Source organism: Pseudomonas sp. R2-60-08W, assembly GCF_003852335.1.
Taxonomy (GTDB): Bacteria; Pseudomonadota; Gammaproteobacteria; order Pseudomonadales; family Pseudomonadaceae; genus Aquipseudomonas.
The window spans coordinates 1612437-1637378 of the sequence record NZ_CP027731.1; the positions used below are offsets into that span (position 1 = coordinate 1612437).

Consider the following 24942-nt stretch of genomic DNA (forward strand, 5'->3'; position numbering starts at 1 on the left):
AGAATGCGCGCCCAGTTTTTGGAGAAGTGTATGACCCTGCTCAAATTCAGCGATGTGTCCCTTGCTTTCGGCGCTATGCCGTTGTTGGACAAGGTGTCCTGGCAGATCGCCCGTGGTGAGCGGGTGTGCATCATCGGCCGCAACGGCACCGGCAAGTCCAGCATGATGAAGCTGGTAAAAGGCGACCAGAAGCCCGATGAAGGCTCTGTCTGGCGTGCCCCAGGCCTCAAGATCGGCGAATTGCCGCAGGAATTGCCGGTAGCCGACGAGCGGACAGTGTTCGACGTGGTTGCCGAAGGCCTGGACGGCGTGGGCGAATTGCTCGCGCAATACCATCACCTGGCGCAGAACTGCGTCACCGAAGCCGACCTGGACAAGCTGATGCACGTCCAGCAAGACCTCGAAGCCCGTGACGGCTGGCGCCTGCAGCAACTGGTGGACAGCACCCTGAGCCGCCTGCAATTGCCCGCCGACAAGACCCTCGCCCAATTGTCCGGCGGCTGGCGTCGGCGCGTGCTGCTGGCCCAGGCGTTGGTGTCCGAGCCGGATCTGCTGCTGCTCGACGAACCGACCAACCACCTGGACATCGGCGCTATCGCCTGGCTCGAAGAAGCCCTCAAGGATTTCCAGGGCGCCGTGCTGTTCATCACGCACGACCGGTCCTTCCTGCAGAACCTGGCCACGCGCATCCTGGAACTGGACCGCGGTGGCCTGATCGACTGGAACGGCGACTACGCCAGCTTCCTGGTGCACAAGGAAGCTGCACTCTCGGCTGAAGAGACCGCCAACGCCCTGTTCGACAAGAAGCTGGCCCAGGAAGAAGTCTGGATCCGCCAGGGTATCAAGGCGCGCCGCACCCGTAACGAAGGCCGCGTGCGCGCGTTGAAAGCGCTGCGGGTTGAGCGCAGCGAACGGCGTGAACGTACCGGCAAGGCCAATATCCAGCTCGATACCGCCGACAAGTCGGGCAAGCAGGTGATGGTGCTGGAGAACGTCAGCTTCCATCACCCGGACGGCCCGTTCCTGATCAAGGACTTCTCCATGGTCCTGGCGCGCGGTGACCGTATCGGCCTGCTGGGCGCCAACGGTACCGGCAAAACCACCCTGCTCAAGCTGATGCTCGGCGGTCTGCAGCCGACCAACGGCACGGTGGAAGAGGGCACGCGCATCGACGTGGCCTACTTCGATCAGCTGCGCCACCAGTTGGACCTGGAAAAAACCGTGATCGACAACGTTGCCGAAGGCCGCGACTTTATCGACATCGACGGCCAGAGCCGCCACGTACTCAGCTACTTGGGCGACTTCCTGTTCAGCCCGCAACGTGCGCGTACACCGGTGAAAGCCTTGTCCGGTGGCGAGCGTGCACGCCTGCTGCTGGCCAAGCTGTTCAGCAAACCGGCGAACCTGCTGGTACTCGACGAACCGACCAACGACCTCGACGTGGAAACCCTCGAACTGCTGGAAGAGGTCTTGCTGACCTTCAACGGCACCGTACTGATGGTCAGCCACGACCGGGCATTCCTCGACAACGTGGTCACCAGCACCCTGGTCTTCGAAGGCGAGGGCAAGGTGCGCGAGTACGTCGGTGGTTATCAGGACTGGCTGCGCCAGGGCGGCTCGCCGCGCCTGCTGGGCGTAACCGAGAGCAAGTCCGGCAAGGCCGACTTGACCTCCGCAGTGGTTGCTCCCGTGGAAACTGCGGCACCGGCTCAGGAAGCTGCGCCAGCGGCCAAGAAGAAACTCAGCTACAAGCTGCAGCGCGAGCTGGAGGCCTTGCCGGGGGATATCGACGCCAAGGAACAACAGATCGCCGCGGTGGAAGCACAAATGGCTGACGCGGGTTTCTACCAGCGTCCGGCGGCGGAAACCGCTGCGGTCATCGCTTCCCTGGAGACGTTGAACCAGGAGCTGGAAGTGCTGGTTGAGCGTTGGGCCGAGCTGGATGGCTAAGTGACCTTCGCACAATGAAAAAGCCCGGCGCTCTTTTATGAGCGCCGGGCTTTTTTATATGAAATGCGGTCAAAATGTGGGAGGGGGCAAGCCCCCTCACATTGGATCTACGGCGTTCTTACGTATTTTTTACCAGCTTCACCGCCAGCACATCGCACGGCGCGCCGTGCAGTACATCATTGGCAGTAGAACCCAGCAACAACGCCAAACCGTGACGACCATGGCTACCCACCACGATCAAGTCGCAAGCCTTTTCCTTTGCCAAGTGGTGGATTTCCTGGCGCGGTTGGCCGTATGTCAGGTGGCAGTCTTCCTTTTTCAGATGCGGGTATTTGAGAATCAAACGATCCAGGCGCTCCTTGGCCTGGTCAAATTGTTGTTGCTGCAACTGGGAAAGGTCCATCGGCACGTCACCGCCAAAGGCCATGGCCATGGGCTCGACGATATGCACCAACGACAGTATGGCGCCGTTGGCCAATGCAGATTCCTGCGCGCGCTTGATCACTGGATCGCACTCTTCGGTCAGGTCGACGGCGACCAGAATATGTGTGTAGGGCATGGGGCGTTCCTCCAGGGGACTGCAATAAATTCAGTATGGCTGCTTTCGAGCGGATCGGCTTGCGTCAGATCAAATCCGCTCATCAGGAAATTCGGGGGTACACATATGACGGTCTGGATAGTGGTGTCAATCCTTGTGGTGGTTCTGAGCCCTCTGGCATGGCTGCGCCCGTCGCGCCATCAGAGCGGGCGCATGGCCCTGCGCATGGAGGCGCGCCGCATCGGGCTGGCCATGCAACTGGCGCCCCAGGAGTGGCCGCACTGGCTCAAACAAGAGCCGCCGAGCCCCTGCGCGCAGTATTGCCGGCCACGACGCGGCAGCACGCCGGCCCTCTGGAGTTACTGGCAGTTGGAGCCGGGGGTGTGGGTCAATCAATGGCGCGAGGTCTGCGTGGATGAGAAGTTGTTGCCGTATTTTTCGACGCTGCCGGCCAATGTGTACAAGGTCGAGGCCGACAAGCAAATGATCGCCTTGTATTGGGGCGAGAAGGGCGAGGCGAGCGTGTTGAAGGATATTGATGCGCTGCTCAAAGCCCTGGCCTGACATAACCCACTCATTGTAGGAGCGAGCTTGCTCGCGAAAACCTGAGAGCGCCGTTAAAGCTGAGGTAGCTGCGTTATGGTTGGCGATTTTCGCGAGCAAGCTCGCTCCTACAGAAAAACCGGAACGCCGGGCAATAAAAAGCCCGACTCATCATCGGGCTGGAGTTGGCCAGGCAGGCCGGTAGATCTTCAAGTTGCCGTTAGCCTAGCCGCCAATCCGTTTCTGTACAGTGCTTTTCCGTATGTTTCCTATTATTGATCTTGTGAATACTTAAATATTGACAGGTTGCTATCCTGCGCTTCGGGTTCTGAAATGACTGGAAAGTCGCGTTTTTCCTAGCCTTTGGAGCGATTGACAATTGCTCGGAATTGGATGAAGGTGGCGTACCCAAATCAAACGGGCGTATGAATTGAGCGTTTGTCCTACAGGCGACTCTGACATAACCCCGACTATCGCACTGGCGGGTGTGCCTGGCGGATTGGCGTGAGCATTGATGCAGCTGTCAATGTCCAACCAGAGGCCAGCGTCCGGTGTGTACTGTTCAGCTTCCATATCGTGGAGATCAGTTGATGATTTACGAAGGTAAAGCCATCACGGTTAAGGCTCTTGAAAGTGGCATCGTCGAATTGAAATTCGACCTCAAGGGTGAGTCCGTCAACAAGTTCAACCGTCTAACCCTGAACGAACTGCGTCAGGCCGTAGACACCATCAAAGCAGATGCTTCGGTCAAGGGCGTGATCGTCTCCAGCGGCAAGGACGTGTTCATCGTCGGCGCTGACATCACCGAATTCGTCGACAACTTCAAGCTGCCCGATGCCGAGCTGGTGGCTGGCAACCTCGAAGCCAACAAGATTTTCAGCGATTTCGAAGACCTCAACGTACCCACCGTTGCTGCGATTAACGGTATCGCCCTGGGCGGCGGCCTGGAAATGTGCCTGGCGGCAGACTTCCGTGTCATGTCCGCTACCGCCAAGATCGGTCTGCCTGAAGTCAAGCTGGGCATCTACCCGGGCTTCGGCGGCACCGTGCGCCTGCCGCGCCTGATCGGTGCCGACAACGCCATCGAATGGATTGCCGCCGGCAAGGAAAACCGTGCTGAAGACGCGCTGAAAGTCGGTGCCGTCGATGCGGTGGTTGCCCCGGACAAACTGGCTGAAGCTGCACTGAGCCTGATCAAGGGCGCCATCAGTGGCGAATTCGACTACAAGGCCAAGCGTCAGCCGAAGCTGGAAAAGCTCAAGCTCAACGCCATCGAACAAATGATGTCGTTCGAAACCGCCAAAGGTTTCGTGGCAGGCCAAGCCGGCCCGAATTACCCGGCGCCGGTCGAAGCGATCAAGACCATCCAGAAGGCCGCGAACTTCGGTCGCGACAAAGCCCTGGAAGTGGAAGCGGCAGGCTTCGTCAAATTGGCGAAAACCTCGGCTGCACAGAGCCTGATCGGCTTGTTCCTGAACGATCAGGAACTGAAGAAAAAGGCCAAGGCCTACGACGAAATCGCCAAGGACGTGAAACAGGCCGCCGTACTGGGCGCCGGTATCATGGGCGGCGGTATCGCTTACCAGTCGGCATCCAAAGGCACGCCGATCCTGATGAAAGACATCAACGAGCACGGTATCGAGCAGGGCCTGGCGGAAGCCGCCAAACTGCTGGTGGGCCGCGTTGATAAGGGTCGTATGACCGCTGCGAAAATGGCTGAAGTGCTTAACGGCATTCGTCCTACGCTGTCCTACGGCGATTTCGGCCACGTCGACCTGGTCGTCGAAGCCGTTGTCGAGAACCCGAAGGTCAAGCAGGCGGTATTGGCTGAAGTCGAAGCCCAGGTCAAAGACGACACCATCCTGGCTTCCAACACCTCGACCATTTCCATCAGCTTGCTGGCCAAGGCCCTCAAGCGTCCGGAAAACTTCGTCGGCATGCACTTCTTCAACCCGGTGCACATGATGCCGCTGGTGGAAGTGATCCGTGGCGAGAAGTCCAGCGAGCTGGCCATTGCCACCACCGTTGCCTACGCCAAGAAAATGGGCAAGAACCCGATCGTGGTCAATGACTGCCCGGGCTTTTTGGTCAACCGCGTACTGTTCCCGTACTTTGGCGGTTTCGCCAAACTGGTCAGCGCCGGTGTGGACTTCGTGCGCATCGACAAGGTCATGGAAAAATTCGGCTGGCCAATGGGCCCTGCGTACCTGATGGACGTGGTCGGCATCGACACCGGCCACCATGGTCGCGACGTCATGGCTGAAGGCTTCCCGGACCGCATGAAAGACGACCGCCGCTCGGCGATCGACGCACTCTACGAAGCCAAGCGCCTGGGCCAGAAGAACGGCAAGGGCTTCTATGCCTACGAGGCTGACAAGAAGGGCAAGCAGAAGAAAGTGGCCGACCCGTCGGTGCACGAAGTACTCGCACCCGTCATCTACGAGCAGCGTGAGGTGTCCGATGAGGACATCATCAACTGGATGATGATCGCCCTGTGCCTGGAAACCGTACGTTGCCTGGAAGACGGCATCGTCGAGACCGCCGCCGAAGCCGATATGGGCCTGGTGTACGGTATTGGTTTCCCTCCGTTCCGTGGTGGTGCGCTGCGTTACATCGACTCGATCGGTGTGGCCGAGTTCGTTGCCCTGGCTGACAAATACGCTGATCTGGGCCCGCTGTACCACCCGACCGCGAAGCTGCGTGAAATGGCCAAGAATGGCCAGAGCTTCTTCGGTTAAGCGCCCAATCGACTAGAGCGAGAATATTTATGAGCTTGAATCCAAGAGACGTCGTGATCGTCGACTTCGGTCGTACGCCGATGGGCCGCTCCAAGGGCGGCATGCACCGCAACACCCGTGCCGAAGACATGTCGGCGCACCTGATCAGCAAGCTGCTGGAACGCAACGTCAAGGTTGACCCGAACGAAGTCGAAGACGTGATCTGGGGCTGTGTGAACCAGACCCTGGAGCAGGGCTGGAACATCGCGCGCATGGCCTCCTTGATGACCCAGATCCCGCACACCGCGGCCGGCCAGACCGTGAGCCGCCTGTGCGGTTCGTCGATGAGCGCGCTGCACACGGCCGCCCAGGCGATCATGACCGGTAACGGTGATGTGTTCGTGGTCGGCGGCGTGGAGCACATGGGCCACGTCAGCATGATGCACGGCGTCGACCCTAACCCGCACATGTCGCTGTATGCGGCGAAAGCCTCGGGCATGATGGGCCTCACCGCAGAAATGCTCGGCAAGATGCACGGCATTACCCGCGAGGCCCAGGACGCGTTCGGCCTGCGCTCCCACCAACTCGCCCACAAGGCGACCGTGGAAGGCAAGTTCAAGGATGAAATCATCCCGATGAACGGCTATGACGAGAACGGTTTCCTGAAGTTGTTCGACTACGACGAAACCATTCGTCCGGACACCACCCTGGAAAGCCTGGCGGCGCTCAAGCCGGCGTTCAATCCCAAGGGCGGCACCGTGACTGCCGGTACGTCGTCGCAAATCACCGACGGTGCTTCGTGCATGATCGTGATGTCGGCGCAACGTGCCCAGGACCTGGGAATCCAGCCGCTGGCGGTGATCCGCTCGATGGCCGTGGCGGGTGTGGACCCGGCGATCATGGGCTATGGTCCAGTACCGGCCACACAAAAAGCCTTGAAGCGCGCGGGCCTGACCATCTCCGATATCGACTTCTTCGAGCTTAACGAAGCTTTCGCCGCACAGGCCCTGCCAGTGTTGAAAGATCTGAAAGTACTCGACAAGATGAATGAGAAGGTTAACCTGCACGGCGGCGCGATTGCCCTGGGCCACCCATTCGGTTGCTCCGGTGCCCGCATCTCCGGCACATTGCTGAACGTGATGAAGCAAAATGGCGGTAACCTTGGGGTTGCAACCATGTGCATTGGTCTCGGCCAAGGCATTACCACCGTCTTCGAACGCGTCTAAGCGTTGGGTTGACGGAAGCCGGGGCCCAGTGCCCCGGTTTTTGTTTTTTGGAATTTTTAATTTTTTTTCAATAAATTTTGTAAGAGGGCCAGAGCATGAAAGTCGAACCCGGGCTCTACCAGCATTACAAGGGGCCGCAGTACCGCGTTTTCAGCGTGGCGCAGCACTCCGAGACCGAAGAAGAAATGGTGTTCTACCAAGCACTGTATGGCGATTACGGCTTTTGGGTACGCCCGTTGAGCATGTTCCTGGAGACCGTCGAGGTTGACGGCGAGCAGGTCCCGCGCTTTGCTTTGGTCCAGGCCGAACCCAGTCTTTTTAAAGGGCAATAACGGCGGGTCGCGCAAAATGCTGCGCTTGACCTCACCTTGTTGCCACTATATATAGCGTTGCCGCGACAGGCGCCAACTGCCTTTCACTTCTCGAATTCAGGAATTTTCCGATCCATGGGCAAATCGCTGGTCATTGTGGAATCCCCGGCTAAGGCCAAGACCATCAACAAGTACTTGGGCAACGAGTACGTGGTGAAGTCGAGTATCGGCCATATCCGAGACCTGCCCACCAGCGGTTCGGCTAGCGCCAGCAAGGAGCCTGCCGCCAAGCGCGGCAAGGCGGCCGCGGGCGAAGGTCCGGTGCTCACGCCTAAAGAGAAAGCGCGCAAGCAGCTGGTCTCGCGCATGGGTGTGGACCCGGATCATGGCTGGAAGGCCAAGTACGAAATCCTTCCGGGCAAGGAAAAGGTCATCGAAGAGCTGCGCCGGCTCGCCAAAGATGCCGACACCATCTATCTCGCGACGGACTTGGACCGCGAAGGGGAAGCCATTGCGTGGCACCTGCGCGAAGCCATCGGCGGTGATGACAGCCGCTACAAGCGCGTGGTGTTCAACGAAATCACCAAGAAAGCCATCCAGGAAGCCTTCTCCAAGCCGGGCGAGCTGGACATCGACCGCGTCAACGCCCAGCAGGCGCGGCGCTTCCTCGACCGCGTCGTGGGCTACATGGTCTCGCCGCTGCTGTGGGCAAAAATCGCCCGTGGCCTGTCCGCCGGCCGTGTGCAGTCGGTGGCGGTGAAGCTGGTGGTGGAGCGTGAGCGTGAGATTCGTGCGTTCAACCCCGAAGAATATTGGGAAGTCCACGCTGACCTCGGCACTGCCAAGGGCAACAACGTGCGCTTTGAAGTGGCCCGCGAGAAAGGCGAGGCCTTCAAACCGCTGAACGAAGCCCAGGCCATGGCCGCGCTGGAGAAGCTCAAGGCCTCCAGCTACAGCATCGTCAAGCGCGAAGACAAGCCGACCAGCAGCAAGCCGTCGGCACCGTTCATCACCTCCACCCTGCAGCAGGCCGCGAGCAACCGCCTGGGCTTCGGTGTGAAGAAAACCATGATGATGGCCCAGCGTCTGTACGAAGCCGGCTACATCACTTACATGCGTACCGACTCCACCAACCTGTCGCAAGACGCGGTGGCGATGGCGCGTACTTATATCGAAAGCGAGTTCGGCAAGAAGTACCTGCCGGAAAAGCCAAACGTCTACAGCAGCAAGGAAGGCGCCCAGGAGGCTCACGAAGCGATTCGTCCTTCCGATGCCAACACCGAGCCGAGCAAGCTGAGCGGCATGGAGCGCGACGCCGAGCGCCTCTACGAGCTGATCTGGCGCCAGTTCCTGGCCTGCCAGATGCTGCCGGCGCAATACCTGTCCACCACCGTCAGCGTGGGGGCGGGCGACTTTGAGCTGCGTGCCAAGGGCCGGATCCTCAAGTTCGACGGTTATACCCGTGTAATGCCGCAAATCGCCAAGCCTGGCGACGACCATGTGCTGCCGGACATGGCTCAGGGCGATACGTTGAAGCTGATCAAGCTTGACCCGTCCCAGCACTTCACCAAGCCGCCGGCGCGTTATTCGGAAGCCAGCCTGGTGAAAGAGATGGAGAAACGCGGCATCGGTCGTCCTTCTACCTATGCGGCGATCATCTCTACCATCCAGGACCGTGGCTACGTGGCGCTGCACAACCGCCGCTTCTATTCGGAAAAAATGGGTGACATCGTCACCGAGCGTCTGTCCGAGAGTTTCTCCAACCTGATGGACTACGGCTTCACCGCCGGCATGGAAGAGAACCTCGATGACGTGGCCCAGGGCGAACGCGACTGGAAGAGCGTGCTGGACGAGTTCTACGGCGACTTCAAGAAAAAACTCGAAGTGGCCGAGAGCCCTGAGAGCGGTATGCGTGCCAACCAGCCGGTCATGACCGACATTCCGTGCCTCACCTGCGGCCGGCCGATGCAGATTCGTACAGCGTCCACCGGCGTGTTCCTGGGGTGCTCGGGCTACAGCCTGCCGCCCAAAGAGCGCTGCAAGGCCACCGTCAACCTGGTGCCGGGCGATGAAATCGCGGCGGATGACGAGGGTGAATCCGAATCGCTGGTGTTGCGTGGCAAGCACCGTTGCCCGATCTGCAGCACGGCGATGGACGCTTACCTGCTGGATGAAAAGCATAAGCTGCACATCTGCGGTAACAACCCGGATTGCAACGGTTACGAGATTGAAGAGGGCACCTACCGCATCAAAGGCTACGAAGGTCCGAGCCTGGAGTGCGACAAGTGCGGCAGCGAGATGCAGCTCAAGACCGGCCGTTTCGGCAAGTTCTTCGGTTGCACCAACCCAACCTGCAAGAACACCCGCAAACTGCTGAAGAGCGGTGACGCGGCGCCGCCGAAGATGGACCCGGTGAAGATGCCTGAACTCAAGTGCGAGAAGGTCAACGACACCTACATCCTGCGCGACGGTGCTTCGGGCCTGTTCCTGGCGGCCAGCCAGTTCCCGAAAAACCGCGAGACCCGTGCCCCGCTGGTGCTGGAAATCGTACCGCACAAGGATGAGATCGATCCGAAGTACCACTTCCTGTGTGAAGCGCCGAAGAAGGACCCGGATGGTCGCCCAGCCGTGATCCGCTATAGCCGCAAAACCAAGGAGCAGTACGTGCAGACCGAAGTCGACGGCAAGCCTACCGGCTGGAAAGCGTTCTACGACGGCGGCAAGTGGAAGGTCGAGGACAAGCGCCAGGGCGCTTGATAGTCCAATGTGGGAGGGGGCTTGCTCCCGATAGCGGTGTATCAGTCAACATACCTATGACTGATGCATCGCCATCGGGAGCAAGCCCCCTCCCACATTTGGATCTGCCTCATGGCACTTGCAGTTAACGATGACGCGAGAAATCTGATACACAGTGGTGCTCTCAGGTTTTTCGCGAGCAAGCTCGCTCCTACACAGCCAGCATCACGCCTCATTCGTTGTGGAGATTGCCGTCATGGCCAACGAACTCTATACCCGTACCAACCAGAAAATTTACTTCGCGGGGTTGTCCCTGGAAGCCCTTGGTCGTGCCGAGGCGGGCAAGGAGATGAATGCTATCGCGCTGGTCCAGGCGGGGCGTGAAGCCGCTCTGTTTCACCTGTACGGCGCCTTGCTGGGGTTATGCCATGAAATCGCCGGGTTCTACCGCTTGCCCCAGGCCGGTTCGCCCCGCGCGGAAATGATCATGGCCCGAGACGTGCTGGAAACCATGGCTATCCCGGAATTGGCCGAGCTGGTGGAAATGGCCCAGAGCCCGGACAGTTGGGTAGCCCGCCTGCTCAAGGCGCACGCCGACATGTTCCAACCGCCCCGCGTTCCCCATGTACCCAAGGGGGATGTGACGCAGCCATTGATCGTGGCGGTTGCATTGGAGGCGGATGAGCCCAAGCCTTTGAGCCGTGAAGAGCTGGAAAGCTGGCGTCAGGAACTGAAAAAGCTGGCGTTGCGCTTTCGCGAAGGTTTGAGCGAGTGCTGAGCGGGCACGCCTGCACGCGACAACACTGATATAATCCCGCGCTTTCGTGGAGAACAGACTTTTATGCCAACGTCCTTTCTGGAAATTGTTGAACTGCCTGACGGCCGAATCGAGCTGCGTCGGGCCGAGGACGAAGGTTCTCTGGTCATTCTGGACTTTTCCGAAGACGCAAAAGCGTTCCTGCAAGGCCAGCATGTGGAAGTGGCTAAAGCGATGTTGAGCGTTGGCGTGCAAATGGCCGGTCGCCTGGCTGAAGGCGAGCCGGAGAAGGAAGATGGCCCAAAGGTTCTTCACTGAGCCCTGGGTAACCCGCTCACTTCTTACCCCAGTCGAATATTCAAGCTCTGCGCATCGCCCGTGTGCGCGGCGCTGATCAGCTGCTGCTTGGCCGTTGCATTCAACGGGTTCAGCCAGCTCACCACCGTATGGCTACGGCCCAGGCGCAAAGCTTCGCAGGTCAACTGCTGGGCACTTTGCGTGCCCCGTGGCTGCAGCAACAGAATACGCTCACGGTTGAGGCAGGCATCCCGCAGCCAAGCCTGGGTCAGGCTGGCGGGCGGGGCGATCAGCGTCAACCAGCGCGCGTCCTGCTCCTCACTGAGTTCGCGCAGGATCGGCGCCAGCAGGCTCAAGCAGCTCCCGGCAGCCCCACGCAACGACAATTCACTGAATACCTCAGGTTCGCAGCTCCACGGCGCTTCGACCGTTTCCTTGAGGATGGGCGCAAGGGGTTGAGCCATAAAGGCCTCGAACAGCGACAATTGTGTGTGTTGTGGGGTGTGCAAGAGCTGCATGATGTCTCCTTTAGCGGCGAATGACGCCGACACTCAAGCCTTCGATCACCAGGTCCTGGTCTTTGAGGTTCACTTCAATCGGCGCGAACTCCGGGTTTTCGGCCAGGAGCCAGACCTTGCTACCTTCACGCTTGAAGCGCTTGACGGTGACTTCATCGCCGATCCGCGCCACGACGATCTGGCCATTGCGGGCTTCGCGGGTGGTGTGAACGGCCAGCAGGTCGCCGTCGAAAATACCCACGTCCTTCATGCTCATACCGTGCACGCGCAACAGGTAATCGGCGCGCGGATGGAAGAAGGTCGGGTTGATGTTGCAGGATTCCTCGACGTGCTGTTGCGCCAGGATCGGCGCACCTGCGGCCACTCGACCGATGATCGGCAGTGTCGATTCGTCGGCCTTGGCTTCGAAGCCAGGGATGCGAATACCGCGCGAAGCCCCTGGGGTCATCTCGATCGCGCCTTTGCGCGCGAGGGCCTTGAGGTGTTCCTCGGCAGCGTTGGGAGACTTGAAACCCAGCTCCAGCGCAATTTCGGCGCGTGTCGGTGGGTAACCGTTGTCATCAAGGCAGCGCTTGATAAAAGCCAGAATCTCAGCTTGGCGTGGCGTCAGTTTTAGCATGTTGATCGCTCTGTCTTTTTATACAGTGACTGGGATTATATACAGTGAACGGCGCTTGGCAATGATCCTTTTGAACGACTCCGCTGGACGGTCATCCGTCATCCGTATCGGGGGGCAGCTATAGCACCGCCTACAGGCCATGAAAGATGTGATTAAATAGCGACGAAATAGATGACTGCCCGGCCGGAAAACGGACCCGCAGGCTTGACAAGACATACCCTGAAACGTATGTTTCAAACAAGTGTTTGTCAGGCGGAGTAGCCATGGCCCAGTCGGAAACCGTTGAACGCATTCTCGATGCTGCCGAGCAATTGTTCGCGGAAAAAGGATTTGCTGAAACTTCATTGCGGCTGATCACCAGCAAGGCTGGGGTCAACCTCGCTGCCGTGAACTACCATTTCGGCTCGAAGAAAGCGCTGATCCAAGCGGTGTTCTCGCGCTTCCTGGGGCCGTTCTGCGCCAGTCTCGACCGCGAACTGGAGCGCCGCCAGGCCAAGGCGGATAACAGGCCAAGCCTGGAAGATCTTTTGGAGATCCTGGTCGAGCAAGCCCTGGTGGTTCAACCGCGCAGCGGCAACGACCTATCTATCTTCATGCGTCTATTGGGCCTGGCGTTCAGTCAGAGCCAGGGCCACCTGCGTCGTTACCTGGAAGACATGTACGGCAAGGTGTTTCGTCGCTATATGTTGTTGGTCAATGAAGCTGCCCCGCGTATCCCACCCATCGAGCTGTTCTGGCGCGTGCACTTCATGCTCGGCGCTGCGGCCTTCAGCATGTCCGGGATCAAGGCGCTGCGCGCGATTGCCGAGACCGATTTCGGCGTCAACACCTCCATCGAGCAGGTGATGCGCCTGATGGTGCCATTCCTCGCCGCCGGCATGCGCGCTGAAACCGGTGTGACCGATCAGGCGATGGCGGTGGCTCAATTGCGCCCGCGCAGCAAGTCCACACCCAGCCTCGCCAAGGTTTGACCGCTGCGGGTGTGCGCGGCCGCTTGCATCCGCTAAGCTAGCCGCCATGCCGATTTCAGCTATTTACGCGCAACCCGTTGTGCTTACCGTAACCGGTAGGGATGACGGGTTGTGCGCGTTATTTAAGGAAGATTTATGACTGCTGCCCTGCAAGGTTCTTTGATGGTCGACGTTGCCGGTACCTGGCTGACGGCCGAGGACCGCCATCTGTTGCGCCAACCTGAAGTCGGCGGCTTGATCATCTTTGCGCGCAATATCGAACACCCGCGCCAGGTCCGCGAATTGAGCGCGGCGATTCGTGCGGTGCGCCCGGACCTGCTGCTGGCGGTCGACCAGGAAGGCGGCCGGGTGCAGCGCCTGCGCCAGGGGTTCGTGCGCTTGCCGGCCATGCGCGCGCTGGCGGATAACCCCAACGCCGAGTACCTGGCCGAACAATGTGGCTGGATCATGGCCACCGAAGTACTCGCCGTGGGCCTGGACCTCAGCTTCGCCCCAGTGCTCGACCTGGATTACCAGCGCAGCGCCGTGGTCGGCACCCGCTCGTTCGAAGGCGACCCCGAGCGCGCCGCCGTACTCGCCGGTGCCTTTATCCGCGGCATGAACAGCGCGGGCATGGCCGCCACCGGCAAGCACTTTCCGGGTCACGGTTGGGCCGAGGCCGATTCCCACGTCGCGATTCCCAACGACGAGCGCAGCCTGGAACAGATTCGCGCCAATGACTTGGTGCCTTTCGCACGCCTGAGCAAGCAATTGGCCGCCGTGATGCCCGCGCATGTGATCTACCCGCAAGTAGACAGCCAGCCCGCCGGCTTCTCACGCCGCTGGTTGCAGGACATCCTGCGCGGTGAGCTGCAGTTCGACGGGGTGATTTTCAGTGATGACCTGTCCATGGCCGGTGCCCATGTGGTGGGTGATGCGGCCAGTCGGATCGAGGCGGCACTCACTGCCGGTTGTGACATGGGGCTGGTGTGCAATGACCGCGCGGCTGCCGAGCTTGCACTGACTGCAGCCCAGCGAATGAAGGTCATGCCTTCGGCTCGCATTGCGCGTATGCGGGGGCAGGCGGTTGCATCGACTGATTACAAACAGTATCCACGCTGGCTGACGGCCCTCACAGCGTTGCGAGACGCTCAACTGATTGAATAAACGTCGCCTGTGCTGTTAAAGAGGCTTGGTGTAGGAAGCGTCCGAATGTGGCTGTGGTTGTCTCTTACCGCAGTGTAGGAGTTGCCCTGCTTTAAAACCCATTGCTGACCGCTAGAGTTCTGCTCCATGAATGACCTGATTGCACGTATCGTCGAATTGGATTGGCAAGCGTACTTTGAACCTCGCTCGCTGGAGCGTGGGTTTGAGTACGCTGGCGAAAATCGTCTTGAAATAAAAGAATTCGGGCATCACCGGCTGATCGCGCATTGCAGGGGCTCTGGACGTAATGTCTACACCCTGTCGATTACCCTGGAGAGTGCAGCATCCCGTCGGCCGGGCATCATCTGTGTGTGTTCTTGCCCGGTGGCGATCAATTGCAAGCACGCGGCTGCGGTCTTGTTTACGTTAACTGTGCTGTACGAAGAGCTGAACGAGCCGAAGAAGCCGGTGGGTGACCGCCTGAGTCCGCAGCTCGAAAACTGGCTCGAAAGCATCCCCAAGCCCACCCCGCCGGGTGAGGCTCAGCCCAAGAACACCGGCACTTGTTTGCTGTACCAAATCACCCCCGATGTTTATTCCAGTGGCTGGTCATTGGAGGTGTACCGGGCGCGCGTGACGAAACAAGGCGAGTACAGCGATATCAAACCTCTGCACTCGATGGATGAGGTATTACGGCGTGCCCCTGGCTATATGCATGAGCTGGATACCCGCATTGGTCGATTGCTGATGTTAGGCCGATCTTATGGCAGCTATGGCAGCAGTTTTCAGTTGGCCGGTGAGACGGGGGCCGAAATTCTCCAACTGGCGTTAAAAACCCAGCGCCTGTTTCTGGAGCTGGGTGCAGGACTGGCGCTCAACCGCGGCCCGGCCCGCGCTGCTCGCTTCGATTGGGCCGTGTTGCCAGATGGCAATTACATTCCCTGCTGGATCAGCGACGGGCGTGAGTTGGACGATGTGTTGCCGCTCAAACCGCTTCACTATCTTGACCTCGACAACATGGAAATCGGGGTGCTCGAGCATGGGCTGGATGAGAACCTGGCCCTGCATCTTTGCGGCTTGCCGATGATTCCAGCTGAGCAAGTCGCGTTATTCAGTCATCGCATCAGTGCGGTGTCCAAGGTGATCCCGCCACCGCGCGAGCTGACCGAGCGCGTCGTGGATACGTTAGAGCCTCAAGGATGCCTTACATTGGGAAGCGACGAAGCCTACGTTTACGGGCGGTTCCATAGGGAGCACCGCGCTGCATTGGCGTTCCGCTATGACACCAGCCTGGCCAGCGGCAAGGGAACCGAGGACATCCTGTTTCTCAATGGCACCGAAACCCAGCGTATCCAACGCAAGCCTGCGGCTGAAAAAGCGCTGCGCAAGGCACTCACGAAAATCGGCTTTAAAGCGGTCAATCGCAAAAGCCGCGCGCTGCCTGAAAACGCTGGGGAAATGTTCGATCTACCCACTGATGAAGCCTGGCTGGGTTTCGTTGAAAGCGATGTGGCGGTTTTGCGTGAAGCAGGGTGGGACGTTGTCATTCAACCGGGCTTTTATTACGACGTGGACGCTGTGGACCACTGGTACGCGGATATCGAAGAAGCGTCAGGTCATGAGTGGTTCAACCTTGAGCTGGGCGTTGAGGTCAACGGCGAGCGGCACAGCCTGTTGCCCATCATGCTCGACTTGATGCGGAATCAGCCCGAGCTGCTCGATGTCGCCTACATGGCTGAGCGTGACGACGATGAGCGCGTGTTGGTCAGTTTGGGCGCGCGCACTCATACAAAGGTTGCGCTGCCTTACGGGCGCATCAAACCCCTGATGGCAACCCTCGGCGAACTCTACCTGCGCGCCCCCCAAGGTGATGCATTGCGGCTGAGCGCGCCCGATGCGGCTCGGCTCAGTCATCTGGACGCCATGCCCTTGGTATGGCGCGGTGGCGAGCGACTGCGTGATTTCGCCCAGCGTCTCAAGGGCTCCACCCATGCCCAGGTCTCTGCCCCTGAGGGCCTGAAAGCCGAACTTCGTGGCTATCAACTCGAAGGCCTGAACTGGATGCAAACATTGCGCGAGCTGGAAGTCGGCGGGATTCTTGGGGATGACATGGGCCTGGGCAAAACCCTACAAACCCTTGCGCACCTGCTCGTGGAAAAACAGGCAGGGCGATTGCAAATGCCCGCGTTAGCCGTAATGCCTACCAGCCTGATCCCGAACTGGATCGACGAAGCCGCACGGTTCACGCCACAGCTCAGAGTCCTGGCGCTGCACGGTGCACAGCGTCAGGCTGACTTCACGCGCTTGACCGATTACGACCTGGTACTCACCACCTACGCGCTGTTGCCCCGAGACCTTGAGGTTTTGCAGCCGCAGCGCTGGAGCGTGCTGATTCTCGACGAAGCGCAAAATATCAAGAATCCCAACAGCAAGGCGGCCCAGGCCGCTCGCCAACTGGATGCCGGCCAGCGGCTGTGCCTGAGCGGGACGCCGTTGGAAAACCATTTGGGCGAACTCTGGTCGCTGTTTCACTTCCTGTTGCCGGGATGGCTGGGCGATAGTAAAACCTTCAATCGCGATTACCGCACGCCGATTGAAAAGCACGGCAATGCACAACGCATGCAGCACCTGACGGCGAGGATCAAACCCTTCCTGTTGCGCCGCAAAAAAGAACAGGTGGCCACCGAGCTGCCGCCCAAGACCGAGATCGTGCACTGGGTGGACTTGAGCGACGCCCAGCGTGACGTGTATGAAACCGTGCGTGTGGCGATGGACAAGAAGGTTCGCGATGAGATCACCCGGCATGGTGTCGCCCGCAGCCAAATCATCATTCTCGAAGCGCTGCTCAAGTTGCGCCAGGTCTGCTGCGACTTGCGCCTGGTCAAGACTGCACCCGCCTCCAAACTGGCCCGGGCCGGTACTGGCAAACTCGGCAGTTTGATGGAGATGCTCGAAGAGTTGCTCAGCGAGGGGCGGCGCGTCCTGCTCTTTTCGCAGTTCACCTCGATGCTGGCATTAATCGAAGAGGAACTGAAGCAGCGTCAGGTCGACTATTCAATCCTGACCGGTGAAACCCTGGACCGGCGCACACCGGTGAAGGATTTCCAGGACGGCAAGACGCCGTTGTTCCTGATCAGTCTGAAAGCGGGCGGAACCGGCTTGAACTTGACGGCCGCGGATACGGTGATTCATTACGACCCTTGGTGGAACCCGGCCGTGGAAAACCAGGCCACCGACCGGGCCTACCGGATCGGGCAGGATAAGCCGGTATTTGTCTACAAGATGATTGCCCGAGGTACGGTGGAAGAAAAGATTCAGGCGTTGCAATTGGAAAAGGCAGCGCTGGCCGACGGCGTGCTTGAAGGGGGCGCCAGTGCGGGCTGGAAGCTGGAGCAGCGGGATATCGAGGCGCTGTTTGCGCCGTTGCCTGGCTAACGACCGCGGCGCGCCCTTCGCGGGCAAGCCCCCTCCCACATTTGACCGCTTTTCTTCAGGGTGAACGCGGTCAAGTGTGAAAGGGGGCTCGCGCTAATGCCAGTCAGTTAAGGCTTTTTGTAGGAGCGAGCTTGCTCGCGAAAAACGTCAACGATAACGCGTGCTTCCCGAATAAACGCGGTGCCTGTGAGTTTTTCGCGAGCAAGCTCGCTCCTACAGACGGTGGTGTACGCTTAACTGACTGGCATTAGGGCTTGCCCCCGATGGCGATCCGACAGTCAGCGCTTCTCTTGCTTATTCGGCAGCGGTGCAAACAACGCTTCAATATCCTCATTACCCAACTGCCAATCCCCGGTCGAACGCCCATCCAGCACACCCGCCGCAAGGTCGGATTTTTCCTTCTGCAAGTGCTGGATTTTTTCCTCTACCGTGCCTCGGGCAATCATCTTGTAGACGAACACCGGCTTCTCTTGCCCGATGCGGTAGGCGCGGTCGGTGGCCTGGTTTTCGGTTGCCGGGTTCCACCAGGGGTCGTAGTGGATCACGGTGTCGGCTTCGGTCAGGTTCAGGCCGACGCCGCCGGCTTTCAGGCTGATCAGAAAAATCTGCAGCTTGCCGCTCTGGAAGTCCTTCACCGGTGCGCGCCGATCGCGGGTCTGGCCGGTCAGCAGGGCGTAGGCGATTTTGCGCTGCTTGAGTTCAGCCTCGATCAGACTCAGCATCGAGGTGAACTGCGAGAACAGCAGGATCCGCCGGCCCTCGGCAAACAATTCTTCGAGCATCTGCATCAAGCTGTCGAGCTTGCCCGAGCTGCTGCCTCGGGCGGGCAGGGCGGCATCGTTGACCAGGCGCAAATCGCAGCACACCTGGCGCAGTTTGAGCAGTGCCTCAAGGATGATGATCTGGCTGCGTGCCACGCCCTTGCGGGTGATCTCGTCGCGGACCTTTTTATCCATGGCCAGGCGCATGGTTTCATAGACGTCGCGCTGCGCTTCGTTAAGGTCGACCCAGTGGATAATCTCGGTCTTGGGCGGCAGTTCCGTTGCCACCTGTTCCTTGGTGCGGCGCAGCAGGAACGGCTTGATCCGGCCGTTGAGGTGCTGCAATCGCACCTCACTGGCGCGTTTTTCAATCGGGACGCGGTAATCGCGGTTGAAGCTTTTCACATCGCCGAGCCAGCCCGGCAACAGGAAGTGGAACAACGACCATAACTCGCCCAGGTGGTTTTCCAGCGGCGTGCCGCTCAGGCACAGGCGCTGCCGCGCATTCAGCTCGCGGGCCGCTTGCGCCGCCTTGCTGGTGGGGTTCTTGATGTACTGGGCTTCATCGAGAATCAGCACATGCAAGGGCAGGGCGGCGAGGGTGTCGATGTCCTTGGGCAGCAGCGCGTAGGTGGTCAACAGCAGGTCATAATCCTGCAGATTGGCGAAATGTTTCTTACGCCCTGCGCCGTACAGCGCCTGCACCCGCAATTGCGGAGTGAAATGCGCGGCCTCATCCAGCCAATTGGGGATCAGGCTGGTAGGCATGACCACCATGCACGGTCGATTCAGCCGTCCTGCATTTTTCTCCATAAGAATATGCGCCAGGGTCTGCAAGGTTTTACCCAGGCCCATGTCGTCCGCGAGAATCCCGCCCACCTCCAATTGGCGCAGCGACTGCATCCAGCTCAGGCCTTCCAGCTGGTAAGGGCGCAAGGTTGCATTCAAACCTTCAGGCGCCACGCAGGTGAAATCCTTGATGTCCCGCAGGCGCTGGGCGAAGTTGCGGATTTTCTCGCCGCCTTCCCATTGCAGCGGCAGGTCTTCCAGCGGGTTCAAGCGGACCGCATCGGCCTTGGCCAAGCGCAATGTGGTGGTGCCGGGTTCCTGCAGGTAGAACTCGCCGAGGGTCGCCAGTACCGGCTTCAATCGCCCGTAGGGCAGCGCCACTTGCAGCGGACCGTGGCCGTTGGGCAGGCCGGGAATGTTCACCAGGATCAATTCATCATCGCGGCGCCGCGCGAGTTTTTCCGGGTTGAGGATCTCGGTGTGGGAACGCATCAGGTTCAGCAGGATAGGCAGCAGGCTCAGCCGTTCGCCGTTGACGATGATGCCCAGCTCCAGATCGAACCAGTCACGCTCGGGTGCTTCATCGACGCTGGCGTACCAGTCGTCCACCGGGCTGAGGTCAAAACCGAAATCTTCATCGATTTGCAGCTCCCAACCCTCGGCCCGCAGTGCAGAGGACGCGTTGAGGGTGAAATTCAACCAGGCGCTGTCATTGACCATCTCGAACAGCTCGCCGGCGCTTTCCGGCAGGGCCTTGCTCTGGCGCGTGGCGATCTTGAACCCGAGCAAGCGCAAGTGTTCGCGATAAGGCTGTTCCAGCTCGGGATGGCGTTTGATGCGCAGGCTCTGGGTTTCCTGGCGCACGATGATATCGGCGTTCTTTTGCCCGCTGACATAGTTGCCCAGATAGTTGAACGACAGCGCCGCGCGATGCTGGATGTAACGCTGCATCTTGCCATTGCGCGGTTCGAACGCGCTGAACTCCACACTGGCCAGCCACAGGCGCGGCACAGGGCGTACATCCTCCATGACCACCTGCGGCAGCACCACGCGGTTATCCAATACCGCCTGCAATTTTCCCAGCAGCTCGGCATCCTGAGCCGCCGCCGGGTAGGCCAGGGTTTCCTGCACCTTGAGCAGCACCGCAGCAATATGTTTGCAATTGGTGTGCACCGGGCAGGTACAGCGGCTGTCCACCAGAATCAGCATGCCCTTGGCCGATTCGCGCAACGAAATGGTCTGCCGGTAGACGTTGCCGCCCGACCCTTCGCAACTGGCGGTGATGGTGCTGTCGCCGGATTCGACGATGCGCACCCGATTCTCCAGCGCGTAACGCCGCCCGCGCTCCAGGCTCTGCTCTTTGAAGCGATTGGCCCACGAAGGGGCCAGGGGTTTGGTCAGCGACGCTGTCAGGGGCATGGCGCGGGATCAGTCCTGCATGTCGGGCGGTGGTGCGCTGGGGGGCTTGGCGGTCAGCGAAGTGATCTTGATCAGCAGCGCCAGGTGGCCGCCATCCAGGTAATTGAGCTGATTGTTTTTGGTGCGCACGTCTTTCTGGCTCAGGTGTTCGCTGGCGATCACGCTGCCGTTGCTGTCGAACTGGTTGATCCAGAAGTCGGCGTCGATATCAGTGAAGCGACCCAGTTGCAAATTCAGTACGCCCTCGATCGGGAATTGGCCGAATTGCTCCTGGCCGTCGGTGATCGCGATCTTCACTGGCTGTTCGCCGAGGCTCTGTTCCCAGGCCTTGTGCGCAAGCACAGTGTAGTTGGAATCGGCGCGCAGTTTCTCGACGATATTGCCCAGGCGCGGCGGGCTCATTAGCTCGCCCAGGCGCTGCGCACCGCCATCCCAGTTTTCTGGCGCGGCGCGGCTGTTGATCACCGGCTCTGCATTCTGGCGCACCAGGATCATCTCCACCTGGTAGGGGCTGTCGGCAAAGGCCGAAGGCGCGAATACCAGCAACAGCAGGCTCAGAATGCGGAACACGCGCATGGAGGCGTCCTTCAAGCAGATTTCGGAATGAGGCGCTCAAACAGCGCCTCCAGGGTATTGAAGCGTTCTTCGGCGCGTTCCATCGGCACCATGAACTTGAACAGCGTAGCCCCTTCGAACTTGTAGCGGTTGGGCTGGCCCTGGATCAGCTTGATCAGCACCAACGGGTCCACCGGCGTTTGCGCTTCGAATTCGATACGCCCGCCTTGCGGCCCCGCGTCGACTTTCTTGATGCCCAGCTGTTCGGCCTGCAATTTGAGCAGGGTCAGGCGCACCAGGTTCTTGGTCGGTTCCGGCAACAGGCCGAAGCGGTCGATCATTTCCACCTGCAAGTCCTTCAGGCCTTCTTCGTCGGTGGCCGAAGCGATGCGCTTGTACAGGATCAGCCGCGCGTGCACGTCCGGCAGGTAGGCTTCGGGGATCAACGCCGGCAAGCGCAGGTTGATTTCCGGGCCACCGCCCAACGGTTGGTCGAGGTTCGGCTGTTCGCCCTTGCGAATGGCTTTCACCGCGCGCTCGAGCATTTCCATATAAAGGGTGAAACCCACGGCCTGGATCTGCCCGCTCTGGCCGTCGCCGAGCAATTCGCCGGCGCCGCGAATTTCCAGGTCGTTGGTGGCCAGCACGAAGCCGGCGCCGAGGTCCTGGGTGTTGGCGATCGCTTCCAGGCGTTTTTCCGCGTCGGACGTGATCTGTTGGCGTGGTGGCGTCAACAGGTAGGCGTAGGCCTGGTGGTGACTGCGCCCGACCCGGCCGCGCAATTGATGCAGTTGGGCCAGGCCGAACTTGTCGGCGCGTTCGATGATGATGGTGTTGGCGCTGGGTACGTCGATACCGGTCTCGATGATGGTCGAGGCGATGAGCACGTTGAAACGCTTGTGGTAGAAGTCGCTCATCACCTGTTCGAGTTCGCGCTCACGCATCTGCCCATGGCCGATGGCGATGCGGGCCTCCGGCACCAGTTCGGCGAGGTCGGCGGCGCACTTCTCGATGGTCTTCACGTCGTTGTGCAGGTAATACACCTGACCACCGCGCAGCAATTCGCGCAGCAGCGCTTCCTTGACCGTGCTTTTGTTCTGCTCCATCACGAAGGTGCGTACCGACAGCCGGCGTGCCGGTGGCGTGGCGATGATCGACAGGTCGCGCATGCCCGACACCGCCATGTTCAACGTACGCGGAATCGGCGTGGCAGTGAGGGTGAGGATGTCGACTTCGCTGCGCAGGGCCTTGAGCTGTTCTTTCTGGCGCACGCCGAAGCGGTGCTCTTCGTCGATGATGACCAGGCCCAGGTTCTTGATCTTCACATCGTCCGACAGCAGTTTGTGCGTGCCGATCACGATGTCGATCTTGCCTTCGGCAAGGTCGGCAATGGCGGCATTCACTTCCTTGGCGGACTTGAAACGGCTCATCACTTCCACGCTCACCGGCCAGTCGGCAAAGCGGTCGCGGAAGCTGTTGTAGTGCTGCTGGGCGAGCAGGGTAGTCGGCACCAGGATCGCCACCTGCTTGCCGCCATGCACCGCAATGAACGCCGCGCGCATCGCCACTTCGGTCTTGCCGAAGCCGACGTCGCCACACACCAGGCGGTCCATCGGCTTGGGCGCGAGCATGTCGGCGCGCACGGCGTCGATGGTGGTTTGCTGGTCGGGGGTTTCTTCGAAGGCGAAGCCGGCGCTGAAGGTGGCGTAGTCGGCTTTCGGGTCGGCGAACGCATAGCCTTCGCGGGCCGCACGGCGGGCGTAGATGTCGAGCAGTTCGGCGGCGACGTCGCGCACCTGTTCGGCGGCCTTGCGCTTGGCTTTTTGCCAGGTCTCCGAGCCCAGGCGGTGCAATGGCGCCAGGGCGTCATCGCTGCCGGTGTAGCGCGCGATCAAGTGCAGGCTGGCCACCGGCACGTAGAGCTTGGCGCCCTCGGCGTATTCCATGGTGAGGAATTCGGCGGCCTGGTTGTCGATTTCCAGGGTCTGCAAGCCGAGGTAACGGCCCACACCGTGGTCGATGTGCACCACCGGCGCGCCTTCACGCAACTCGGTGAGGTTCTTGATCACCGCGTCATTGTTGACGTCGGCGCGTTTTTCACGGCGGCGACGCTGCATCACTCGCTGGCCGAACAGCGGGCTTTCGGCGATCAGCGCCAGGGCCGGGTCGTCCAGCAACAAGCCTTCGTCCAGAGGCGCGATGGTGATCGCCAGGCGCTCTTTGCTTTTTACAAAATCCGGCCAGCTATCGACGGTCTTCGGGCGCAGCTTGAGGCGTTCAAGCAGCTCCAGCAGGACTTCGCGACGCCCGGCGGATTCGGCGGTGAACAGCACGCGGCCGGGGAAGTCGCCGAGGAAGTTGGACAGCGCTTCCAGCGGCTGCGTGGCTTTGGCCTGGATCGCCAGGTCCGGCAGCGTGCCCGCCGGGAAACGCTCGCGGCCGCTGCCGGCGTCCACATCCTGCTGGCTGGCGACCACACGAGGCCAGTTTTTCAGGCGGGCGAAGCAATCTTCCACCGGCAGGAACAGTTCGGCAGGCGGTAATAACGGCCGGGAGGGATCGACGCGGCGCTCTTCATAGCGGTTGCGCACGTCGTTCCAGAAGTTTTCCGCAGCCTGTTCGATGCCCGGCAGCGAAAACACCTGGGTGTCCTGGGGCAGGTAGTCGAAGAGGGTGGAGGTTTCGTCGAAGAACAGCGGCAGGTAGTACTCGATACCGGCCGGTGTAATCCCGCTGCTCAGGTCCTGGAAGATCGGGCAGCGGCGGAAGTCCACGTCGAAGCGCTCGCGAAAGCGTGCCTTGAAGCGCGTGACCGCATCTTTTTGCAGCGGGAACTCCCGCGCCGGCAGCAGTTTGATCGACTCGACCTTGTCAATGGAGCGCTGATTTTCCGGGTCGAAGGTACGCAGGGTCTCGATTTCGTCATCGAACAGGTCGATGCGGTAGGGCAACTTGCTGCCCATCGGAAACAGGTCGATCAATGCGCCGCGGACGGTGAATTCGCCGTGTTCGTACACCGTGTCGACATAGCGGTAGCCGGTGGCCTCCAGGCGCGTGCGCATCTGCTCCACGTCGAGTTTCTGGCCGACATCCAGCACCAGGCTGCTGCCCAGCAGGAATTTGGTCGGCGCCAGGCGATGCAGGGCCGTGGTGATCGGCACCACCAGCACGCCGTGGGCCAGTTCCGGCAAACGGTACAGGCTGGCGATGCGCTGGGAAATGATGTCCTGGTGCGGCGAGAACAGGTCGTAGGGCAGGGTTTCCCAGTCGGGAAAGTGCAGCACCGGCAAATCGGGGGCGAAGAAGCTCAGCTCCTGCTCCAACCGCTCGGCGCTTTGGCTGTCGGCGGTGAGCAGCAGGGTAAAGCGTTTGGCTGCGCTGGCAGCCTCGGCAATGGCCAGGCTCAGGGCGGCACCGGGCAGGTTGCCCCAGTGCTGTTTACCTGCCGCGGCAGGGAGTAGCGGTAGACGCAGAACGGGCACGGAAGGTTGAGCTCCAAGCGTTGCGACAAAGTCGGTAATTGTAGCGGCCAGAGGTGCCGCCTGTCAGTTGCTGACTGTGCCTATTACGGTTTGTTGGAAATGTAGTGGCTAAGACAAACAATCGTCGGTTTTGACTCAATATGTAGTGCCAAAATACGCGAATGTTTAGGAGGGTTACGGACAAGTCGAGCTG

General features: G+C 60.1%; 17 protein-coding genes. 11 read left to right on the plus strand and 6 right to left on the minus strand.

Going from position 1 to position 24942, the window contains the following annotated elements; genetic code table 11:
* The first annotated feature begins 30 nt into the window (after positions 1 to 30).
* Entirely contained in the window at positions 31 to 1950 is a 1920-nt protein-coding gene (locus C4J90_RS07330) for an ATP-binding cassette domain-containing protein (RefSeq protein ID WP_124361790.1), read from the plus strand.
* Positions 1951 to 2068: 118 nt separating this feature from the next.
* Here C4J90_RS07330 and C4J90_RS07335 read toward each other — a convergent pair whose 3' ends face one another.
* Complete coding sequence (locus tag C4J90_RS07335) at positions 2069 to 2509, minus strand: universal stress protein (protein ID WP_104502144.1); 441 nt, start codon at positions 2507 to 2509, stop codon at positions 2069 to 2071.
* Positions 2510 to 2614: 105 nt separating this feature from the next.
* On the opposite strand from C4J90_RS07335, the gene C4J90_RS07340 reads away from it, so the two are divergent.
* From C4J90_RS07340 to C4J90_RS07370, 7 genes are all read left to right on the plus strand, one after another.
* Positions 2615 to 3052: a hypothetical protein gene (locus tag C4J90_RS07340; protein ID WP_124403416.1), complete on the plus strand. Its 438-nt coding sequence runs from the start codon at positions 2615 to 2617 to the stop codon at positions 3050 to 3052.
* 569 nt (positions 3053 to 3621) lie between these two features.
* A complete protein-coding gene (fadB, locus tag C4J90_RS07345) occupies positions 3622 to 5769 on the plus strand; it encodes a fatty acid oxidation complex subunit alpha FadB (protein WP_124419516.1) in 2148 nt (715 codons plus the stop codon).
* A 29-nt stretch (positions 5770 to 5798) separates the two neighbouring features.
* Positions 5799 to 6974 (plus strand): acetyl-CoA C-acyltransferase FadA, encoded by a 1176-nt coding sequence (fadA, locus tag C4J90_RS07350; RefSeq protein ID WP_124361793.1) that lies wholly within the window; start codon positions 5799 to 5801, stop codon positions 6972 to 6974.
* Positions 6975 to 7069: 95 nt separating this feature from the next.
* Positions 7070 to 7306 (plus strand): DUF1653 domain-containing protein, encoded by a 237-nt coding sequence (locus C4J90_RS07355; protein WP_124361794.1) that lies wholly within the window; start codon positions 7070 to 7072, stop codon positions 7304 to 7306.
* A gap of 114 nt (positions 7307 to 7420) precedes the next feature.
* Positions 7421 to 10042 (plus strand): type I DNA topoisomerase, encoded by a 2622-nt coding sequence (gene topA / locus C4J90_RS07360; protein WP_124419517.1) that lies wholly within the window; start codon positions 7421 to 7423, stop codon positions 10040 to 10042.
* Between the two features lie 235 nt (positions 10043 to 10277).
* The gene (locus C4J90_RS07365) at positions 10278 to 10799 is read left to right on the plus strand and encodes a DUF6586 family protein (protein ID WP_124361796.1); all 522 of its coding nucleotides are present in this window, start codon (positions 10278 to 10280) and stop codon (positions 10797 to 10799) included.
* Positions 10800 to 10862: 63 nt separating this feature from the next.
* Positions 10863 to 11096: a hypothetical protein gene (locus C4J90_RS07370; RefSeq protein WP_124361797.1), complete on the plus strand. Its 234-nt coding sequence runs from the start codon at positions 10863 to 10865 to the stop codon at positions 11094 to 11096.
* Between the two features lie 23 nt (positions 11097 to 11119).
* Here C4J90_RS07370 and sulA read toward each other — a convergent pair whose 3' ends face one another.
* Together sulA and lexA are read right to left on the minus strand one after the other, a co-directional pair.
* Positions 11120 to 11593 carry an SOS-induced cell division inhibitor SulA gene (gene sulA / locus C4J90_RS07375; protein ID WP_124419518.1) on the minus strand — a complete coding sequence of 158 codons (474 nt, stop codon included), beginning with the start codon at positions 11591 to 11593 and terminating at the stop codon, positions 11120 to 11122.
* Between the two features lie 10 nt (positions 11594 to 11603).
* A complete protein-coding gene (gene lexA / locus C4J90_RS07380; protein ID WP_003172575.1) occupies positions 11604 to 12212 on the minus strand; it encodes a transcriptional repressor LexA in 609 nt (202 codons plus the stop codon).
* Positions 12213 to 12475: 263 nt separating this feature from the next.
* Between lexA and C4J90_RS07385 the strand changes: the two genes are divergently transcribed.
* The 3 genes from C4J90_RS07385 (at position 12476) to C4J90_RS07395 (ending at position 17743) form a co-directional block, all read left to right on the plus strand.
* Positions 12476 to 13183, plus strand: coding sequence for a TetR/AcrR family transcriptional regulator (locus tag C4J90_RS07385; RefSeq protein WP_124419519.1), 708 nt, complete (start codon positions 12476 to 12478; stop codon positions 13181 to 13183).
* Positions 13184 to 13318: 135 nt separating this feature from the next.
* Positions 13319 to 14329: a beta-N-acetylhexosaminidase gene (gene nagZ, locus C4J90_RS07390; protein ID WP_124419520.1), complete on the plus strand. Its 1011-nt coding sequence runs from the start codon at positions 13319 to 13321 to the stop codon at positions 14327 to 14329.
* 126 nt (positions 14330 to 14455) lie between these two features.
* A complete protein-coding gene (locus C4J90_RS07395) occupies positions 14456 to 17743 on the plus strand; it encodes a DEAD/DEAH box helicase (protein WP_124419521.1) in 3288 nt (1095 codons plus the stop codon).
* 278 nt (positions 17744 to 18021) lie between these two features.
* Here the strand turns inward: C4J90_RS07395 and C4J90_RS07400 are convergent, their stop codons facing one another.
* From C4J90_RS07400 to mfd, 3 genes are read right to left on the minus strand one after another with little or no spacing between them, the layout of a single operon-like run.
* Positions 18022 to 20712 carry a DEAD/DEAH box helicase gene (locus C4J90_RS07400; RefSeq protein WP_124419522.1) on the minus strand — a complete coding sequence of 897 codons (2691 nt, stop codon included), beginning with the start codon at positions 20710 to 20712 and terminating at the stop codon, positions 18022 to 18024.
* Between the two features lie 9 nt (positions 20713 to 20721).
* Positions 20722 to 21288 (minus strand): CsiV family protein, encoded by a 567-nt coding sequence (locus C4J90_RS07405; protein WP_124361803.1) that lies wholly within the window; start codon positions 21286 to 21288, stop codon positions 20722 to 20724.
* Between the two features lie 11 nt (positions 21289 to 21299).
* Entirely contained in the window at positions 21300 to 24749 is a 3450-nt protein-coding gene (gene mfd / locus C4J90_RS07410; protein ID WP_124361804.1) for a transcription-repair coupling factor, read from the minus strand.
* Positions 24750 to 24942: the final 193 nt, after the last annotated feature.

Coding starts and splice junctions, on each gene's coding strand:
- C4J90_RS07330 (WP_124361790.1), top strand. CDS start 31: ATGACCCTGCTCAAATTCAGCGATGTGTCCCTTGCTTTCGGCGCTATG.
- C4J90_RS07335 (WP_104502144.1), bottom strand. CDS start 2,509: ATGCCCTACACACATATTCTGGTCGCCGTCGACCTGACCGAAGAGTGC.
- C4J90_RS07340 (WP_124403416.1), top strand. CDS start 2,615: ATGACGGTCTGGATAGTGGTGTCAATCCTTGTGGTGGTTCTGAGCCCT.
- fadB (WP_124419516.1), top strand. CDS start 3,622: ATGATTTACGAAGGTAAAGCCATCACGGTTAAGGCTCTTGAAAGTGGC.
- fadA (WP_124361793.1), top strand. CDS start 5,799: ATGAGCTTGAATCCAAGAGACGTCGTGATCGTCGACTTCGGTCGTACG.
- C4J90_RS07355 (WP_124361794.1), top strand. CDS start 7,070: ATGAAAGTCGAACCCGGGCTCTACCAGCATTACAAGGGGCCGCAGTAC.
- topA (WP_124419517.1), top strand. CDS start 7,421: ATGGGCAAATCGCTGGTCATTGTGGAATCCCCGGCTAAGGCCAAGACC.
- C4J90_RS07365 (WP_124361796.1), top strand. CDS start 10,278: ATGGCCAACGAACTCTATACCCGTACCAACCAGAAAATTTACTTCGCG.
- C4J90_RS07370 (WP_124361797.1), top strand. CDS start 10,863: ATGCCAACGTCCTTTCTGGAAATTGTTGAACTGCCTGACGGCCGAATC.
- sulA (WP_124419518.1), bottom strand. CDS start 11,593: ATGCAGCTCTTGCACACCCCACAACACACACAATTGTCGCTGTTCGAG.
- lexA (WP_003172575.1), bottom strand. CDS start 12,212: ATGCTAAAACTGACGCCACGCCAAGCTGAGATTCTGGCTTTTATCAAG.
- C4J90_RS07385 (WP_124419519.1), top strand. CDS start 12,476: ATGGCCCAGTCGGAAACCGTTGAACGCATTCTCGATGCTGCCGAGCAA.
- nagZ (WP_124419520.1), top strand. CDS start 13,319: ATGACTGCTGCCCTGCAAGGTTCTTTGATGGTCGACGTTGCCGGTACC.
- C4J90_RS07395 (WP_124419521.1), top strand. CDS start 14,456: ATGAATGACCTGATTGCACGTATCGTCGAATTGGATTGGCAAGCGTAC.
- C4J90_RS07400 (WP_124419522.1), bottom strand. CDS start 20,712: ATGCCCCTGACAGCGTCGCTGACCAAACCCCTGGCCCCTTCGTGGGCC.
- C4J90_RS07405 (WP_124361803.1), bottom strand. CDS start 21,288: ATGCGCGTGTTCCGCATTCTGAGCCTGCTGTTGCTGGTATTCGCGCCT.